Origin of the sequence: Lysinibacillus sp. Ag94, assembly GCF_023242215.1 — a bacterium.
Classification (GTDB): Bacteria; Bacillota; Bacilli; order Bacillales_A; family Planococcaceae; genus Lysinibacillus.
On sequence record NZ_CP096780.1, the window covers coordinates 1,985,114 to 2,000,131 of the forward strand.

Annotated in this window: 19 protein-coding genes and 1 pseudogene; 15 read left to right on the forward strand and 5 right to left on the reverse strand. The window is 34.4% G+C overall.

Annotated elements, in window-relative coordinates; all coding sequences use genetic code 11:
- The first annotated feature begins 93 nt into the window (after positions 1–93).
- The 7 genes from MY533_RS09005 to MY533_RS22280 all read left to right on the forward strand — a co-directional run bounded on the left by MY533_RS09005 (position 94) and on the right by MY533_RS22280 (position 4,137).
- Positions 94–534 (forward strand): GNAT family N-acetyltransferase, encoded by a 441-nt coding sequence (locus MY533_RS09005; protein ID WP_248718832.1) that lies wholly within the window; start codon positions 94–96, stop codon positions 532–534.
- A gap of 15 nt (positions 535–549) precedes the next feature.
- Positions 550–978, forward strand: a complete 429-nt coding sequence (locus MY533_RS09010) for a GNAT family N-acetyltransferase (protein WP_248718833.1) — start codon at positions 550–552, stop codon at positions 976–978.
- A 61-nt stretch (positions 979–1,039) separates the two neighbouring features.
- Positions 1,040–1,441: a hypothetical protein gene (locus MY533_RS09015; protein WP_248718834.1), complete on the forward strand. Its 402-nt coding sequence runs from the start codon at positions 1,040–1,042 to the stop codon at positions 1,439–1,441.
- 382 nt (positions 1,442–1,823) lie between these two features.
- Positions 1,824–2,432 carry a CPBP family intramembrane glutamic endopeptidase gene (locus tag MY533_RS09020; protein WP_248718835.1) on the forward strand — a complete coding sequence of 203 codons (609 nt, stop codon included), beginning with the start codon at positions 1,824–1,826 and terminating at the stop codon, positions 2,430–2,432.
- A gap of 311 nt (positions 2,433–2,743) precedes the next feature.
- Complete coding sequence (locus tag MY533_RS09025) at positions 2,744–2,929, forward strand: helix-hairpin-helix domain-containing protein (protein WP_132362777.1); 186 nt, start codon at positions 2,744–2,746, stop codon at positions 2,927–2,929.
- 168 nt (positions 2,930–3,097) lie between these two features.
- Positions 3,098–3,721 carry a hypothetical protein gene (locus MY533_RS09030; RefSeq protein ID WP_248718836.1) on the forward strand — a complete coding sequence of 208 codons (624 nt, stop codon included), beginning with the start codon at positions 3,098–3,100 and terminating at the stop codon, positions 3,719–3,721.
- A 155-nt stretch (positions 3,722–3,876) separates the two neighbouring features.
- Positions 3,877–4,137 (forward strand): sigma factor, encoded by a 261-nt coding sequence (locus tag MY533_RS22280; protein WP_371873324.1) that lies wholly within the window; start codon positions 3,877–3,879, stop codon positions 4,135–4,137.
- A gap of 44 nt (positions 4,138–4,181) precedes the next feature.
- Here the strand turns inward: MY533_RS22280 and MY533_RS09035 are convergent, their stop codons facing one another.
- Complete coding sequence (locus MY533_RS09035) at positions 4,182–4,676, reverse strand: DUF1648 domain-containing protein (RefSeq protein WP_248718837.1); 495 nt, start codon at positions 4,674–4,676, stop codon at positions 4,182–4,184.
- Between the two features lie 167 nt (positions 4,677–4,843).
- Between MY533_RS09035 and MY533_RS09040 the strand changes: the two genes are divergently transcribed.
- From MY533_RS09040 to MY533_RS09055, 4 genes and pseudogenes are all read left to right on the forward strand, one after another.
- Positions 4,844–5,584: a sulfite exporter TauE/SafE family protein gene (locus MY533_RS09040; RefSeq protein ID WP_248718838.1), complete on the forward strand. Its 741-nt coding sequence runs from the start codon at positions 4,844–4,846 to the stop codon at positions 5,582–5,584.
- A 171-nt stretch (positions 5,585–5,755) separates the two neighbouring features.
- Positions 5,756–6,703: a PD-(D/E)XK nuclease family protein gene (locus MY533_RS09045; protein ID WP_248718839.1), complete on the forward strand. Its 948-nt coding sequence runs from the start codon at positions 5,756–5,758 to the stop codon at positions 6,701–6,703.
- A gap of 200 nt (positions 6,704–6,903) precedes the next feature.
- Positions 6,904–7,131 carry a hypothetical protein gene (locus MY533_RS09050; RefSeq protein WP_248718840.1) on the forward strand — a complete coding sequence of 76 codons (228 nt, stop codon included), beginning with the start codon at positions 6,904–6,906 and terminating at the stop codon, positions 7,129–7,131.
- A 720-nt stretch (positions 7,132–7,851) separates the two neighbouring features.
- Positions 7,852–8,233 (forward strand): annotated as a pseudogene (locus MY533_RS09055) (VOC family protein).
- A gap of 161 nt (positions 8,234–8,394) precedes the next feature.
- Here the strand turns inward: MY533_RS09055 and MY533_RS09060 are convergent.
- The 3 genes from MY533_RS09060 to MY533_RS09070 form a co-directional block, all read right to left on the reverse strand.
- The gene (locus MY533_RS09060) at positions 8,395–8,640 is read right to left on the reverse strand and encodes a YkuS family protein (protein WP_132358618.1); all 246 of its coding nucleotides are present in this window, start codon (positions 8,638–8,640) and stop codon (positions 8,395–8,397) included.
- 737 nt (positions 8,641–9,377) lie between these two features.
- Positions 9,378–10,523 (reverse strand): hypothetical protein, encoded by a 1,146-nt coding sequence (locus MY533_RS09065; protein ID WP_248718841.1) that lies wholly within the window; start codon positions 10,521–10,523, stop codon positions 9,378–9,380.
- Between the two features lie 481 nt (positions 10,524–11,004).
- Positions 11,005–12,150, reverse strand: coding sequence for a hypothetical protein (locus tag MY533_RS09070; RefSeq protein ID WP_248718842.1), 1,146 nt, complete (start codon positions 12,148–12,150; stop codon positions 11,005–11,007).
- Positions 12,151–12,390: 240 nt separating this feature from the next.
- Between MY533_RS09070 and MY533_RS09075 the strand changes: the two genes are divergently transcribed.
- The 3 genes from MY533_RS09075 (at position 12,391) to MY533_RS09085 (ending at position 13,651) form a co-directional block, all read left to right on the forward strand.
- Positions 12,391–12,588 carry a hypothetical protein gene (locus MY533_RS09075; protein ID WP_248718843.1) on the forward strand — a complete coding sequence of 66 codons (198 nt, stop codon included), beginning with the start codon at positions 12,391–12,393 and terminating at the stop codon, positions 12,586–12,588.
- Between the two features lie 71 nt (positions 12,589–12,659).
- Positions 12,660–12,848, forward strand: coding sequence for a transmembrane Fragile-X-F protein (locus MY533_RS09080; protein WP_248718844.1), 189 nt, complete (start codon positions 12,660–12,662; stop codon positions 12,846–12,848).
- A gap of 152 nt (positions 12,849–13,000) precedes the next feature.
- On the forward strand, positions 13,001–13,651 hold the full coding sequence (locus tag MY533_RS09085) for a DUF4085 family protein (RefSeq protein WP_248718845.1): 651 nt from the start codon (positions 13,001–13,003) through the stop codon (positions 13,649–13,651).
- 327 nt (positions 13,652–13,978) lie between these two features.
- On the opposite strand, the gene MY533_RS09090 is transcribed toward MY533_RS09085, so the two are convergent.
- The gene (locus MY533_RS09090) at positions 13,979–14,554 is read right to left on the reverse strand and encodes an LOG family protein (RefSeq protein ID WP_248719184.1); all 576 of its coding nucleotides are present in this window, start codon (positions 14,552–14,554) and stop codon (positions 13,979–13,981) included.
- A 141-nt stretch (positions 14,555–14,695) separates the two neighbouring features.
- Between MY533_RS09090 and MY533_RS09095 the strand changes: the two genes are divergently transcribed.
- Positions 14,696–15,013, forward strand: a complete 318-nt coding sequence (locus tag MY533_RS09095; protein ID WP_053482762.1) for a MazG nucleotide pyrophosphohydrolase domain-containing protein — start codon at positions 14,696–14,698, stop codon at positions 15,011–15,013.
- Positions 15,014–15,018 lie beyond the last annotated feature (5 nt).

The following is a 15,018-nucleotide window of genomic DNA, read 5'->3' on the forward strand; positions in this document are numbered from 1 at the left end:
TTGGAATGTAGAAAACTGTTTCTTTTTAAATGCCAGTTCATTTTTTATCATAATACAAGAATTACATAGTAAAAGAAATGGGGAGAAACGATTATGGAGATTTGTACAGCTACCTTTGCAACTGTTGGAGACGTCGTGCCATTATTTAATGCCTATCGAGAATTTTATGGTCAACCATCAGATTTAGCACAGGCTGAGCGGTTTCTAATGGAGCGTTTAAATAAGGAGGAATCGGTAATCTTTTTAGCTTATTTGGATGCGCAGCCAGTTGGTTTTGTCCAGCTATATCCTATTTTTTCTTCTGTTGCAATGAAACAGGCGTATATTCTAAACGATTTATTCGTGGTAGAGCATGCTAGGAAACAAGGTGTAGCACAGGGTCTAATTGAACAGTGTTATTCTTACTGTTTACAGAAAGAGGCGCGTTATATAGCTTTAGAAACAGCGACAGACAACGTTCGTGCTCAAAAATTATATGAGAAGCTCGGGATGAAAATAGACGACGGAGTATTTCATTATATTAAATATTGGTAAGAGGAGTTTTGAATAATGACTGTAGCAATCAAACAATTAACAACGCAGCAGGAGTGGATGGAAGCATATTACGTTCTGGTGCAGCTTCGTACGGAATTAACAGTAGAAAAATACCTCCAATTATTAAAAGAAATGACCCAAGATGGCTATTTGTTATTTGCTTTATACGAAAATATGTACATTGTGGCTGTCGCCGGATTAAGTTGGAGAGTCAACTTTTACAGTGAACGCCATATTTTTGTCTATGATTTAGTGACGGATGAGAAGTATCGTTCATTAGGTTATGGAGAAATATTATTGCATTATCTTCACAAATGGGGCAAAGAAAATGGCGCGCACTATATTGCTTTAGAGTCTGGTATTCAAAGGACTGGTGCGCATCGTTTTTATGAAGATCGATTAGGATATGAAAAATGGTGCTTTTCTTTTCGAAAAGCATTGTGATCAAAGGAATATGATTTTTTTAAACCTCACACACTAGTGAAAACATGAAGGAGGTTTAACCATGAAAGCACCATTTAAAAAAATAGTTCTCACGAGCCTACTTATAATGAGCTTTACACCAATTTGTTATGCAAATAATGTAATTCAACAACATGCAAATGGTGAAGATGGACAGCTTGTTTACCATGTGAAATACGATTATGCTGCTATTTGTAAGGTGCTTGGGATAACGCAAGACGTCTATGATCAATACTGGAAAGAAGGTCTTTCTATTGTCGATATGGCAAAAAAGGAAGGGATAGAACGTCGTGAGATTGAAAGTTATTTTATCACTTTCCACTATCAAGAAATGCAAAAATGGCGCAAGAAGGGTGCAATGAATGAGCGTCATTATTTTAATTTAGTTTATGATTTAAAAGATGACATTACAGAATTTATTGAACGAAATCCAAATAAAGAGTAAAAGCGACTAGAGTTTTCTAGTCGCTCTTTAAATGTTTACTGAATAACATTTAATATTTATTTATAATGGTTAATTATTTAATGATTATCATTAAAAAAAATCTTGATTTCAACTCTGTTGTTTAATATGCTTAACATGAAGAAGGACGCAATATAGAGCACCTACGAGTTTCCACATCAAGCGGCGGAAAAGCAGGAATTAGCGTCGCAATTCGAGCATTAAGTGGCGGAAAAGCAGGAGTTAGCAGCGCAATTCAAACATTAAGCGGCTGAAAAGCAGATGTTGCCGGCGAACTTCAACCATCAACTAGCGATTTCCGGAAAACAGCTTACCATCACTTGTCATTCTTCGTGTAAAACATTTTGAACAGAGGAGGGAAATTATGGTTTTGGAAAGTGTACTAAGCGCAATTTTTCAAGTCATATTATTTTCAGTTATACCGTTTATATGGTGGTTTTTTACAGCAAGAAAGCAACAATCATTTTTAAGATGGATCGGCCTCAAAAAGCTTGTCATTGAAAATAAAGGGAAATATTTTATATGGTTTTTATTCATTATTGTTTTATTAACCTTACCACTCACTATAATTACTTATCTTTACTTAGACAGTTCAATTTTAGCGTCCAATCGTTTTACAGGACTTGGTTTTTCAGCGCTCATACCAGCCTTTTTCTATGCTATTGTACAAACTGGGTTTTCAGAGGAGCTACTGTTCCGAGGCTTTTTACTGAAACGATTCATGCATAGGTTTGGTTTTCAAATAGGAAATATCGTACAAAGTTTACTATTTGGCATTTTACATGGATTGATGATATTTTCTTTTATTCCTTTTGGAGTCGTCGTATTAGTTGTTATGTCAGCCGCTTTTGCAGGTTATTTCTTGGGGTGGATCAATGAGAGAAAGTCTAATGGCTCCATCCTAACAAGCTGGTGCATACATGGCATTAGTAATCTGATTGCCTCTTTCATGGCAATGTTCAATGTGCTCTAAAGACCTAGCTTATTTGCATTTCATCCTATTCGATTGCATAATAAAGATTGAAGTACAGTTCAACAAGCAGGTAGTAAAAGGTTGCTTGCTTGTAGGTTTAATATTAACTTTCTCAGCAGCTGAAGTCTCCGGATTGGAAAGGGAGTTCTTTGTGCAAGCACAAAGCGGATTCAGGACGCGAATATCACCGTAATAAACCGTTATAATAATATAGCATTTACGACTTTTTTGTCGTCTCACTTGCTATACTAATATTAGGTATTATAGGAGTAGTGTTATTCAAAAGACGAAAAAAGAAGGGACGAGCATAAATGACGGAATGGCCAAAGGGAGTAGCGAAACCTGCTATACGTGCATTGAATGCGGCAGGCTATACAAAATTAGAGCAATTGGAAAAGGTTGATTTATCAGAGTTGAAAAATTTACATGGAATGGGACCGAAAGCGCTAGCGGCCATTGAAACAGCACTGAATGAAAGTAGGAAGCACAGTGAATAAACTGACGTTATTTTTACTGTTAATGGTAGTCTATTATATTTTGGTTGTTTTCGTGATTAGCAAGTTATTTATTATTCCTCTCATGAAGTTTATGGCGCTTGTATTCTTCCTTGGAGCTGGCTTTATTTTTTCTCGAAAAATGCGGAGGAAACTACAGTAGGAGGAATTATGAGAATTACAAAACTTACCATATTTTATTTGTTCATATTTATTTTAACAATACTACTATCACTAGCAGGCGTGCACTTATCCATTACAATCTGCATTATTGCCCTTACAGTGATGGCAATGCTTTATAGACATATACATATTTTATTTAGGACAAATAATATGAAGATGGTAGATAAATTAGTAAAAGATCGTAAAAATGATCCGTTTTTTGCCTATCCTTACACTCTTGCTTATGGGACTAGGGAAGAGCAGCTTCACTCATTAGAAACAGCCATCGTAAAATATAAGCAGCCAGCAATGAAGTATAACTATAAATTTCTAATGGCGATCATGAAAGAGAATTTAGAGGAAGCAAAGGATGCGGCCGATAAAATAAAAAAAGAGCCTTTAACTAGCTATGCAAAATGTTATATCGCAGCACTTGAAGAACGAACAACTGACATGCGCAGCGATCAGCTAACAAAGCCGTGGATGCAGCCAGCAATTGAAGCGGTTTATGCATACAAAAAGAACAATGAAACAGCCCTTCATCAGCATGCCCAGGAAAGCATTGAAATGGCTCGCGGTGTACAAAAATATGTGTTAATACATGCATTTGAAAAAATGAAAACTGATCTGTAAGAAATTTAGGCTACTTGATGCTATATGGTGTCAGGTAGTCTATTTTTTACTTAGTAAATTTACATTTTACATACAGATCTTGTTTATTCATTCGTCTATTAAAGTAAGAGAGGTGAGAAGATGGAGTTTGAAGAGCTTTATGAACAATATTTTCAATGCATTTATCTCAATTTATTTACTATATGGTCTCGGATCCAGTTTTAGCGGAGGATTTAACACAGGAAACCTTTATCCGTGTTTATAAAGGACGGTTTAGAAATGAGGCTGCTATGGGCACTTATATAAGGAGAATAGCACGAAACCTTGTCTATGACACATATAATATCATAGTACAGACATATTCTATATATAAAGTAGAAACGATAAAAATAAGTATTATTAGTGCAATACTTGTTTTAATTATTATGCTTTATTAATAGTTTTAATTACCCATCAACGCAGTATTAGAGTGGAGTATGCTCTATTCCCTCTTACTCAAAAAAATTCCACGAACGACTCCCATTATAAATATAGTACACAGTACAAATAGAAATAAATAAGCATGCCACTGCTGTAAAATACGATGATGGCTTAAAGCTACTGCTAAGTCATTGAAAAGTGAATATGTAAAGTACAGAAGTATACTATTTTTGATGAGACAAAAAATAATGATCCCATTTTGTCGCTCTGTATGAGATAAGGTAGGCTTATTTTTACGTGGAATAGGATAAGCAGCTCTAATCTCTAAGTATTGTAAAAGTAAAAATAGCATAAAGGCAATAAAGGGTAAATAAAAAATAGCGATTTTCGGACCAAATTGCGCATGTTCACTTGTAAAGCTTTGCAAAACAGGTATAGTTGCGGGGAGCCTACTGTATTGGATTAGCGTTGCCGTAATGCCAGCTAAGAAAATGGTCGCCACAATTAGCGTTAGTTGCTTACAAAAACGCGGTGTAAGTGTTTTTTTGTTGTTCAAGCATTCGTTCACCTCGTAGTTTATCTAGTTACATTTTGCCTCGGCATAATTGTTGTACCGACGCTTCGCTTTCGCTACATAATACACTTGTTGAAGGAAGTTAAGTAGCAGTCTGTTATACTGTATCATATGAATACCATTTTGTGTGTTATAGAAAGAAGGATTAAATGGAATACTTGCTATTTTTACTTATAGGTATCACTGGCAACGTCATTGGAACATTAGTTGGAGGTGGAGGGTTAATTACATTACCAACTATGATGTTAGTGGGGGTACCAGTCCATTCAGCGATTGGTGCGAATAAAGTTTCAAATATGGTCAGCGCCTTTTCAAGCTTCTATACGATTTATAAAAGAAAAGAATTGTCATGGTCAGAAATGCGTTCAGTACTACTTGTTTCCCTAATAGGTGGTACCCTCGGTGGTCTGTTTGCATCGTTTATGAGCAGTCAAACATTGACGTTCATTGCGATTACTTTATTAGGCTTTGCCCTTATTATGTCCTTTATAGGTGGAGCTGAATTTGGAGAAAAAGAAAGCTTTACAATGAATCGTAAAAACGGTCCAATACTTCTTGGTGTTGGTTTTTATGATGGGATGTTCGGTCCTGGGAGCAGTACGCTAGCACTTTATACATATGCTCATGAGAAAATCTCTTATATGAAAGCTGTAGGTCTGTCACGTGTAGGTGTTTTTGCGATGTGCTCTGGAGCCGCAATTACGTATATTGCTACAGGTAAAATTGATTGGCCATTGACCATCGTGTTAATGGTTGGCTCTGTCATTGGTGCGCAAATAGGGATTATCCTTGCAAGAAAGGTTAAGGCAAGCCAAGTTAAGCTATTACTACGTATCGTAACCATTGTGCTAATAGTACAACTCTTATATGATTTTATCTTCATTCAGTAGAGGACACATCTATGTAATAAGATAAATGGGGATGTGATCCTTTTCAGCGGATATCCAAACAGATCTACTGAATGAAGATAAAGCCTCCAGCGGATGCCGTGAAAGCGAAGCAGCAGTGGCAATTACGCCAAGGCAAAATGGATAAAATACAGATATAGGGAGGCGATATCCATGTTTGAAATCACACCTTTTCCATCTTTTTCGTGGTCACTGTCACGTCATAAAACGTTAACAAGCTGTGCGCGAAAATATGGCTATGAATATTATTTTTCTCATAATGGCTGGCTAAGTTATAATGTAGAGCCGTCTCATCAACATGTCTATCGCTTAAAAAAGCTCCAATCCATGCCGATTTTATTTGGTCAAATCGTCCATCACTTAATCGAGCAATCGATCAATGATTATTTGCAGACCGGTAAGGCGCCGACTGTTGCTGAGCTAGTAAATCGTGCACGTGGCCAGCTTAATGCTGCTTTTATCGATTCTACACGCCATGTAGATTTATGGAGACATAAGCCGAATAAATTTTATATGATGCAGGAAATTTATTACGATGGGCAGTTAAATCCTGAACTTGTACAAGACTATAAGGAGCGAATGACCGCAGTCTTTGACAACTTTCTAAACAGTGCAACATTCCAGCAAATTACCGCTCAAAAAGGCTCCCTAAAAATTGGTGAGCCTGAACAATTTCGTTCCATGAAAATAGAGGGGATACAAGTTTTCGTCGTAATGGATTTTCATTATTACGATGAAATAGCAGACAAGTGGATTATTATCGACTGGAAAACAGGCGGAGAATCCGATGATGATCGCCAGCAATTAGCGCTCTACGCATACTATATTCAACAGAAATATCGTGTATCTCTTGACCAAATTGATGTCTATAATGAATATTTATTGACGGGTAAACGAAAAAAATATGCCTTAACAGCATTTGATATGGACAATATATTACATACGTTTCAGCGAAGTGTACTAGAAATGAAAAAATATCAGGCGGATATTTTTTCTAATGAACCCGTGGACCTTGAGGAATTTGAGCAATCCCTTGAAAAATGGCACTGTAAAGGTTGTAATTTTAAAGAATTATGTATGCAAAATAGCTCTCTTATTTAAGAGTAATGCGGATAAGATGTTTGTTTTTTCCAATGAACCAATGGATTTTGAGGGGAATCGTTTTAAAGAATTGTGAGTGAAGAGTTAAGTAGAAGTGGAGCATATAAAAATGTCATACCTAACTAGGTGTGGCTTTTTATTATGTTTCATAATTTTTGTACTTACAACCCATTATATAAGTAGATGGGAGGTGTCGATTTATGGAGTATGAATATAAAGTAAAGTTTTACTTTGACGAAGGCCGTGAAGAAGAATATAAAATCAAAAATAATATTGAACAAGAAACATTTACAGAGGAGCTTTCTAATGGTTTCAATGAGAAGCCTTGGTATTCATTTACTGAAACAGAACATTATAAAACGATTTTAATCAGTACGAAAGAAGTTTATCAAGTAGTAGTAGAAAAAAATGTTTTAGAATTTGATTAATCAAAAGTATAAAGTGACATAGCATTAAAGGCTGTTTTCTATAAGTGTTGCTGTAAAAAAAGACAGGATAGATCTACAAATTTTTGTAGAATTAATGCTGTCTTTTTTTGGTTTTTCCATTGAACTATTAAACCTTTGCTATCGAGTATTATTATTTTTTGTTTTGGACTTTTATCAATTGAAAAAGTTATAGCAGTATGCCATTCCATATCGGAGAAGCATATGAAACAGTTGTGTTAGTTAAGATACGATGGCCATTTTTTTGAGGATACTTATCACTTTGTGTCCTTGTTATAAATGGGAATACTTGTGTGATAAAAATTTAAATCTAGGATGTTATATGAATAAATCTGCAATGATGTCTCTCTTCGATTATCTCTAATTAATTTACGACGGAAGGAAGAGTCAAAGCGACGGAAAGAAGAGGAGAAGTGACGGAAAGAAGAGCCAGAGCGACGGAAGGAAGAGTCGAAACGATCGTCATGATTTTTCAATAGCCAAATGCAGAAAATGTAATTTATTTTGAACAAATAACAAAGTCTCTTCAAGTATTGTTTGTAAATGGGAATATTATGAAAATATATCTGATTAGAGGTAATCTAAATGAAAGATGTCTTTTGGAACTAAATACTGGAATAGGAGGGATTTTATTTAAAAAAAGGATTTCGCAAAAAATTGTCAAATATAAGTTGATAAAAAGATTAAAAGGAGAATATTTTTATGACTAAACCACTTTTAATGGGGATGGAGGGTGTTTTTATTCCTGTTAAAGACCCAAAAATTTCAGCCGATTGGTATGCAGAAATACTTGGTTTTGAATTAATCTACATCGAAGAGGAGGCTGCTGTAATGAAGATTGCTGAACATTCTCAAACCGTAGTATGTTTAGTTAAAACTTTAAATCATAAACCAATGGAGTTTCCAAATAATAATTTTGGGGTGGGTAAATATTACAATTTTTATCCCTAATAATGATATTGAAGAAACCTATAAATTTCTAATTGAAAAGAATGTAAAGGTCAATCCTATTCACGGAGAGGGTTCTTGGAAATTCTTTACCTTTTATGATCCAGACGATAATCCTTTAGGTGTTTGCCAATAAAATTTATTTAAACGGCTACTCCTTGTGAGGGTGGTCTCTTATGCTTTGGTAACTAAAAATGGAGGTCAAATTCATTTACAATTTATTAGAATATATAGAAAATATTAAAAGGTGCTGCTCTATAGTCAGCAAAGCTATAGCGACAGCACCTAGTCATTTTATTAGTGGAAATATTTATCGACACGTTGAAGTACTTCGTCAGCAGAAAGACCATCAGCGTCAATAACAGGTCCTGCCATAATAGGATCACTAATCCCCATAATATCTCTGTCTTGCCCAGTAATTACGCAGGCATCACATTTTTTTGCATCTTCTTCAGTACGAAGTTGAATAACTTCATAACCTTTTGCTTTTAAAGCGTCTTCAACGTTTGTTAACGATTGTTCCACACCAATTATTTTAGACATTACTCTTCCACCTCCTATATGTAATGTGTCAAATAGGCTTGCTAATTATTCACTTAATTCATTTTTTTGTTATACATAATTTACTGGTGGCAAATTAGTGAAGTTCATTTTCCTCTGCAACGAAATGATAATAGCAATTATATATACTGAATAGGAGAGATTTTAATTGAGAAGTCTAAAGGTAAAAATAATTAGTATGTTATTTATTATCGTATTTATCTGGAATACTGGACTACCAAAGCCTGTTGGATAGTCAGAGAGTAAATTAGTACCAACAGTAAACATAATGTTTGCGAAATATATTGATGGGTTTGAAGTAGAAATGGTTGAGTCGCGATGAGAAAGAAGTGTTTTCTCTGTACCGAGAGAGAAGGGGACTTATAATATAGTATTTCTGGAAAATGGGACAAAGAGGGATCTTCTAATATTTTTGCTATAGAAGTAAATGAATGGTATTTTAAATAATAAAAGACACATTGAAGGTTAATTTTCAATGTGTCTTTACATAATTAATTACTTAACTACACGATTGATTGCATAAATTGGATAATTTGATCCTCTTCATCACAAAAAGTTATGGATGACTTTTGTTAAAACGTCTACTATGTAAACAATCGGAACGGAAATCAACCACACGTTTTGGTGATGATCCAAAAAACTTGAAATACTATGGAATAACAAAAAAGGAATCCCAACAATCATCCTAAATGATTGTTGAGATACCTCCATTCTCTTCCTTATTGTGGAGTATATTCTTGACCGTTAATTGTTACTTTAGAAGCAGTAATTAAAATTTCTTTATTTGCAATGAAATATGGTTCTAAAATATTATTAAATGCTTCCCATTTCTCTTCAATTTTTGCTTTGTCTTCTTTTTTATCTAACTTTAAGATTTCTTCATAAAGCTGTTTTAATTGCTTGCTATCCGCTTCACTAACTTTGAATTCATAGTCAGCCATGTATTCTTCAAATGTTGGAGGCGTTCTGAATTGATCAATGATGTAATAGAAATCTTCCCATAGTTTTTCAGACAAATCAGCATTGTCATCTTTTTCTGCTTTTTGAGCCTTATCGTAAATATCTTTTAATTTTGCTATAGTTTCAGCAGGGATATCTAACTCAAATCCTCCTATGAAATCTTCAAATGTTGGAGTTGGATAAAGTTTTTCAAAATACGGTTGAAGAATTGTATAAAACTCATCCATTTTTTCGACTGCCTTTTCCTCTTGACCATCTTTTTCAAGTTTTACCCATTCTTCGTAAATACTTTTAAGTTTTTTATTATCATTTTCTTCAAAAACTATATTTTTTTCACTAAATTCGAAATCTGCCATATATTCTTCAAATGTTTGAGGTTGCCACTTAGCTAAAATATATGGTTTTGTGATTTTATCCATTTCTTTATATATTTTACCAATTTCTTCAAGTTTCTTATCGATTTCTTCTTCTGTCATGTCATTTGACAATTCTTTTTGCAACTTTTTCTTTTCATTAAATAATTTTTCTAATTTTGTTAGCTCTTCTTTCGTTACCTCTTTAGGCAATTCTTTTTTATAAGCTTCGAATGTGTCGAAATCTGAATAATCCTCTGCTACGCTACCTTCAACAGTGATTTCTTGACCTTCTACAAAGTTCATTTTTTCAAGTTGTTCATTCGAAAATTTATAAAAGCTGATATAGTAGTTTTTACCATCTCTGCCTTTTAGATCAATGCCATCCCCGTAGATGCCTTTAATCGTTCCTGTAATTTGTTGTTCGATTTGAACAGTAACACCATTTGTTGGTTCTACTGCAGTAGCTCCTGCCTGAAGTGGTGTCAGAACAGCCATTCCTATTGTTAGTGCTGAAGCAATCATCCAAGTTTTTTTAATCGGTTTTTTCATAATCAATTCTCCCTTTTATTTACTCTGGAACTAATGTTTCCAATATTTAGACGTATTTCCAGATGAAAAGGTTCATTATTTTAAAAAAAAATTTAAAACATCGAACATAAATTAAGGTACATATTGTTGGAAAAACCTTTTAAATAATGAATGGCGTTGTTAAAAATCCTACCACCAGAAATTATTGCTAATAAAAGAATTGTTCCGTTTTCTGTTTCACCATAAATTTAAATAAATTTTGAGAAGCCACCTAATGATGCGATAGAAGTATGGAAATAGTTGGGTCGCGATGAGACCGAGCTAATAAAGGTAGATGATAGTGTTTTCGCTGTACCGAAACAGAAGGGGACTTATCGATATAATATTTCTGGAAGATGATACAAAAGTATTTCTGCTATAGAGGTAAAATAGATGAAATAAGTCTAAAAAGGGGAATCCGACCAATCATCTGCATTGATTGGTGAGACACCCCATCCTTTACCTATTGTGGAAGATAGTCTTGACCGTTAACTGTTAGTTTAGAAGGTGAAATTAAAATTTCTTTATTTGCTTGGAAATATGGTTCTAAAATATCGTGAAATGCTGCCCATTTCTCTTCAATTTTTACTTTGTCTTCTTTTAGATTTAGCTTTAAGATTTCTTCATAGAGCTGTTTTAATTGCTGGCTATCCGCTTCGCTAACTTTGAAATCATAGTCAGCCATGTATTCTTCAAATGTTTGAGGCTTAATGAATTGATCAATGATGTAATAGAATTCTTCCCATAATTTAACAGAATCATCGGTATTGTTATCTTTTTCTGCTTTTTGAGCATTATCATAAATATTTTTTAGTTTTGCTAAATCTTCAGCAGGGATATCTAACTCAAATCTTTCGATAAACACTTCAAATGTTGGAGTTGGATAAAGTTTATCAAAATACGGTTGAAGGATTTTGTGGAACTCTTTCATTTTTTCGTTAGCCTTTTCATCTTGATTATCTTTTTCAAGCTTTATCCATTCTTCATAAATAGCTTTAAGCTGTTTATTATCATTTTCTTCTATATTTTTTTCACTAAAGCCGATATTTTCTAGATATTTCTCAAATGGTTCAGGTTGCCAAGTAGCTAAATAATATGGCTTAATAATTTTACCCATATCTACATAAATATTATGAATTTCTTGATATTTCTTTTCTGCATCTTCAACATTATTTTTATATGCTTTGTCAGCTTCTTTTTCTAGCTTCTTCGCTTCGTTAAACATTTTTTCTAATTTTGTTAAATCTTCATTTGTTACCTCTTTAGGCAATTCTTTTTTATAAACTTCGAATGTATAGAAGTCTGAAAAATCCTCTATTACGCTGCCTTCAACTGTGATTTCCTGTCCTTCTACTAGGTTCATTTTTTTTAGTTGTTCTTCAGAAAATTTATAGAAGTTTATATAGTAATTTTTACCATCCCTACCTTTTAAAAAAAGCCCGTCATCACTGATTCCTTGAATTGTTCCTGTAACTTGTTGTTCGATTTGAACAGTAACACCATTTGTTGGTTCCACTGCAGTAGCTCCTGCATGAAGTGGCGTCAGAACAGCCATTCCTATTGTTAGTGCTGAAGCAATCATCCAAGTTTTTTTAATTGGTCTTTTCATAATCATTTCTCCCTTTTATTTACTCTGGAACTTGTTTTTTTTCAATATTTAGACGAATTACCAAATGAAAAGGTTCTTCTTTTTTGTTAAAAAGTTGGTTCATTACCAAAAGTTGTGGCTGACTTTTGTTAAAACGTCTACTATGTAAATAGTTGACCTTCGTTCCGACTGGCCGACTCCTTGGGTATCAGTAATAGAGGAACGAAGGCTAAAAGAATCATATCCTGTGATAACGTCTTCGTGCACAACATCGTGTTGGCCAGAGACCCTGCAGCGCAGCAGATGTTTTCTGTAGCGAAAGCGAAGCGTCAGCAACAAATGTTTTCTGTAGCGAAAGCGAAGCGTCAGCTACAAAGCGCCCAGTCGGAACAGAAATCAACCACACGTTTTGGTGATGATCGAAAAAGTTCAAATATTGTAGGTAAAGTGCTTAAATAGTTGTAAAACAATAAAGTTTGAGACTTCGCTAAATTCGGAATGATGAAAATCAGGTGTATGGAGGTGTGAATATGGGAATTGCTGAAGTATTAACAATTGTCTTTATAGTATTAAAGCTCACGGATGTTATCGCATGGTCTTGGTGGTTAGTGCTTTTGCCAGCGATCATATCCTTTAGCATTTATGCATTAATTTTGGTGATGAAGTTAGTAATGGTCATGATAGCGGTAGTGGCAGTGAAAAAACGAAAGGAGTTATAGAATGGAGTTTTAAATAAAACGGACGCATATGAATGATTCAAGCGGTATTTTTGATTTAGATGGAATATTGTTAGAGCGTGATAGTTTCGTTTTTTCATTTTCTTCATCAAGAAGAAAAACGATAAAGATCAGTAAGAGAAGGGGATTTTTAATTGAAATATTTTACTAAAAATTGGTATCGCGAAATGCAAGTCTATGGCTTTTTAACTTTTCCTGACTGTAAAGAAGATTGGGAAGAAAGTTTAAATTGGAAAAACGAAGATGGGACAAGCTATATTGAAATGTTACAAGCAGAGTTGGAATGGCGAAAAAATGATTTATTAACGTTTCTTCCGGCGCCATTTCATCCATATATTTTAGAGGGTTCTCTAAAAACAGAATATCCATCTCAAAAATTAAGAAAAATGGCTGAAGAGTGGAATGAAAATTATCAAAGTCGTAGTCGAAATATATGTAAACAGTATTTACAACAATTTGAAGAAATAAAAGAGCAGCTACCATCTCAAGTTCTTGAAATACATACAAAATCATTACATGATGGAGAAGTATTATCTTTCTCCTCCACTGAAACTTCAATTACACTTATGATAGCTGGAACAAGTGTAGGTTGGTACGACACAAATGTAAAACTAACTTTTAGTGATATAGAGAAGTGTTCAATTCCAGAACAATTAGAAGGTTCTTGGTGGCTATATGATGAAATTTATAAAACTAAAACAGGGTTTGAATTACACGTATTATTTGACTGTCCACTTTGTGAATTAATGATACAGGCTAGGGAATTAAAGATTGAGACACTATAGACTGTAATACATAAGCACGGAAGCATCTATTACCAATAGATCCATGCTATGTGGATTGGTTGATTGGAGTGGAGCCTGAGTGATTCCTTGGGATTAGCGTCACAGATAATACCCTGGAGAAATCTGTGCGAAAGCGAAGCTACGCAACCAAAGTGGTTTATCGGACGCCTCTAAGAAAGCACTCAGTTGGTACGGAAATCAACGGCCCATTGTGTAGAAAGATCATATTTTATTTAAATCTCTTAGACAAATGAAAAACAGCTGATTTCATAGATTTCAGCTGTTTTTTTGTAACAGAAGAATGTTTATTAAATTCAATCCAATATCCTATTTATTCGTTTGATACGTTTTAACCGTAGGAGGAGCATAAGCTGCACATTTATCTAATAGTCCCACAACGTCTTCATCTACAAGTAGGGCATTTCGATATTGGGCTTGTAAAAATTGTTCGTTTTGCATATGGTCAAATAACCCAATGAGTAAATCATAATAATGATTGATATTTAAAAGTCCACAAGGCTTTTGCAGAAGGCCGATTTGATTCCAAGTGAATACTTCAAAAAATTCTTCTAACGTACCAGGGCCTCCGGGTAAAGCGATAAAGCCATCAGCAAGTTCCATCATTTTGCTTTTGCGTTCATGCATAGAATTGACGACAATTAGCTCTGTTAAATGCTTATGAGAAATTTCTCTTTCCTCTAACAATGTCGGAATAACCCCGATCACCTTGCCGCCTTCACGAAGTACCGTGTCTGCAACTGTTCCCATCACACCTACACTCGCACCGCCATAAATTAAGGTAATATTACGTTTTGCTAATTCTTTTCCTAGAAGAATAGCTCCTTCTTTATATGCTTCTGATGCACCGATGCTTGATCCGCAAAATACTGCAATACTATCCATCATTGTTCCCCCATATCTGATAAGTATATTTCCGCAATAACGGGCAGTGAACTTTAGCGGGGGATGAAAAAGCCCCCTGATTCACGTTTCACTTTTATAGTATAATTTAAATTCGAGAGGAAAGAAATGGAGGAAATAGAAATGGAATTAAATGAGTTTCAAAAATGGTTAAAGGATTACTATGATACTCGTGGTTGGTCTGATTTAAGCATTTTTACGCGTATTGGTTTTCTAGCTGAAGAAACTGGAGAAGTGGCGAGAGCTATACGAGCGTTAGAGATTGGTAGAGATAGACCAGATGAAAAGATTCAATCATATGAAGAAAATAAGCAAGAATTAGTAGAGGAGCTTGGAGATGTTTTAGGGAATATTATTGTTATAGCAAATAAATATGATATTTCACTGGAAGAAATTTTTTCAGCGCATCAGGAAAAGCTAATGGAGCGTTATAAAGCATAGAATAC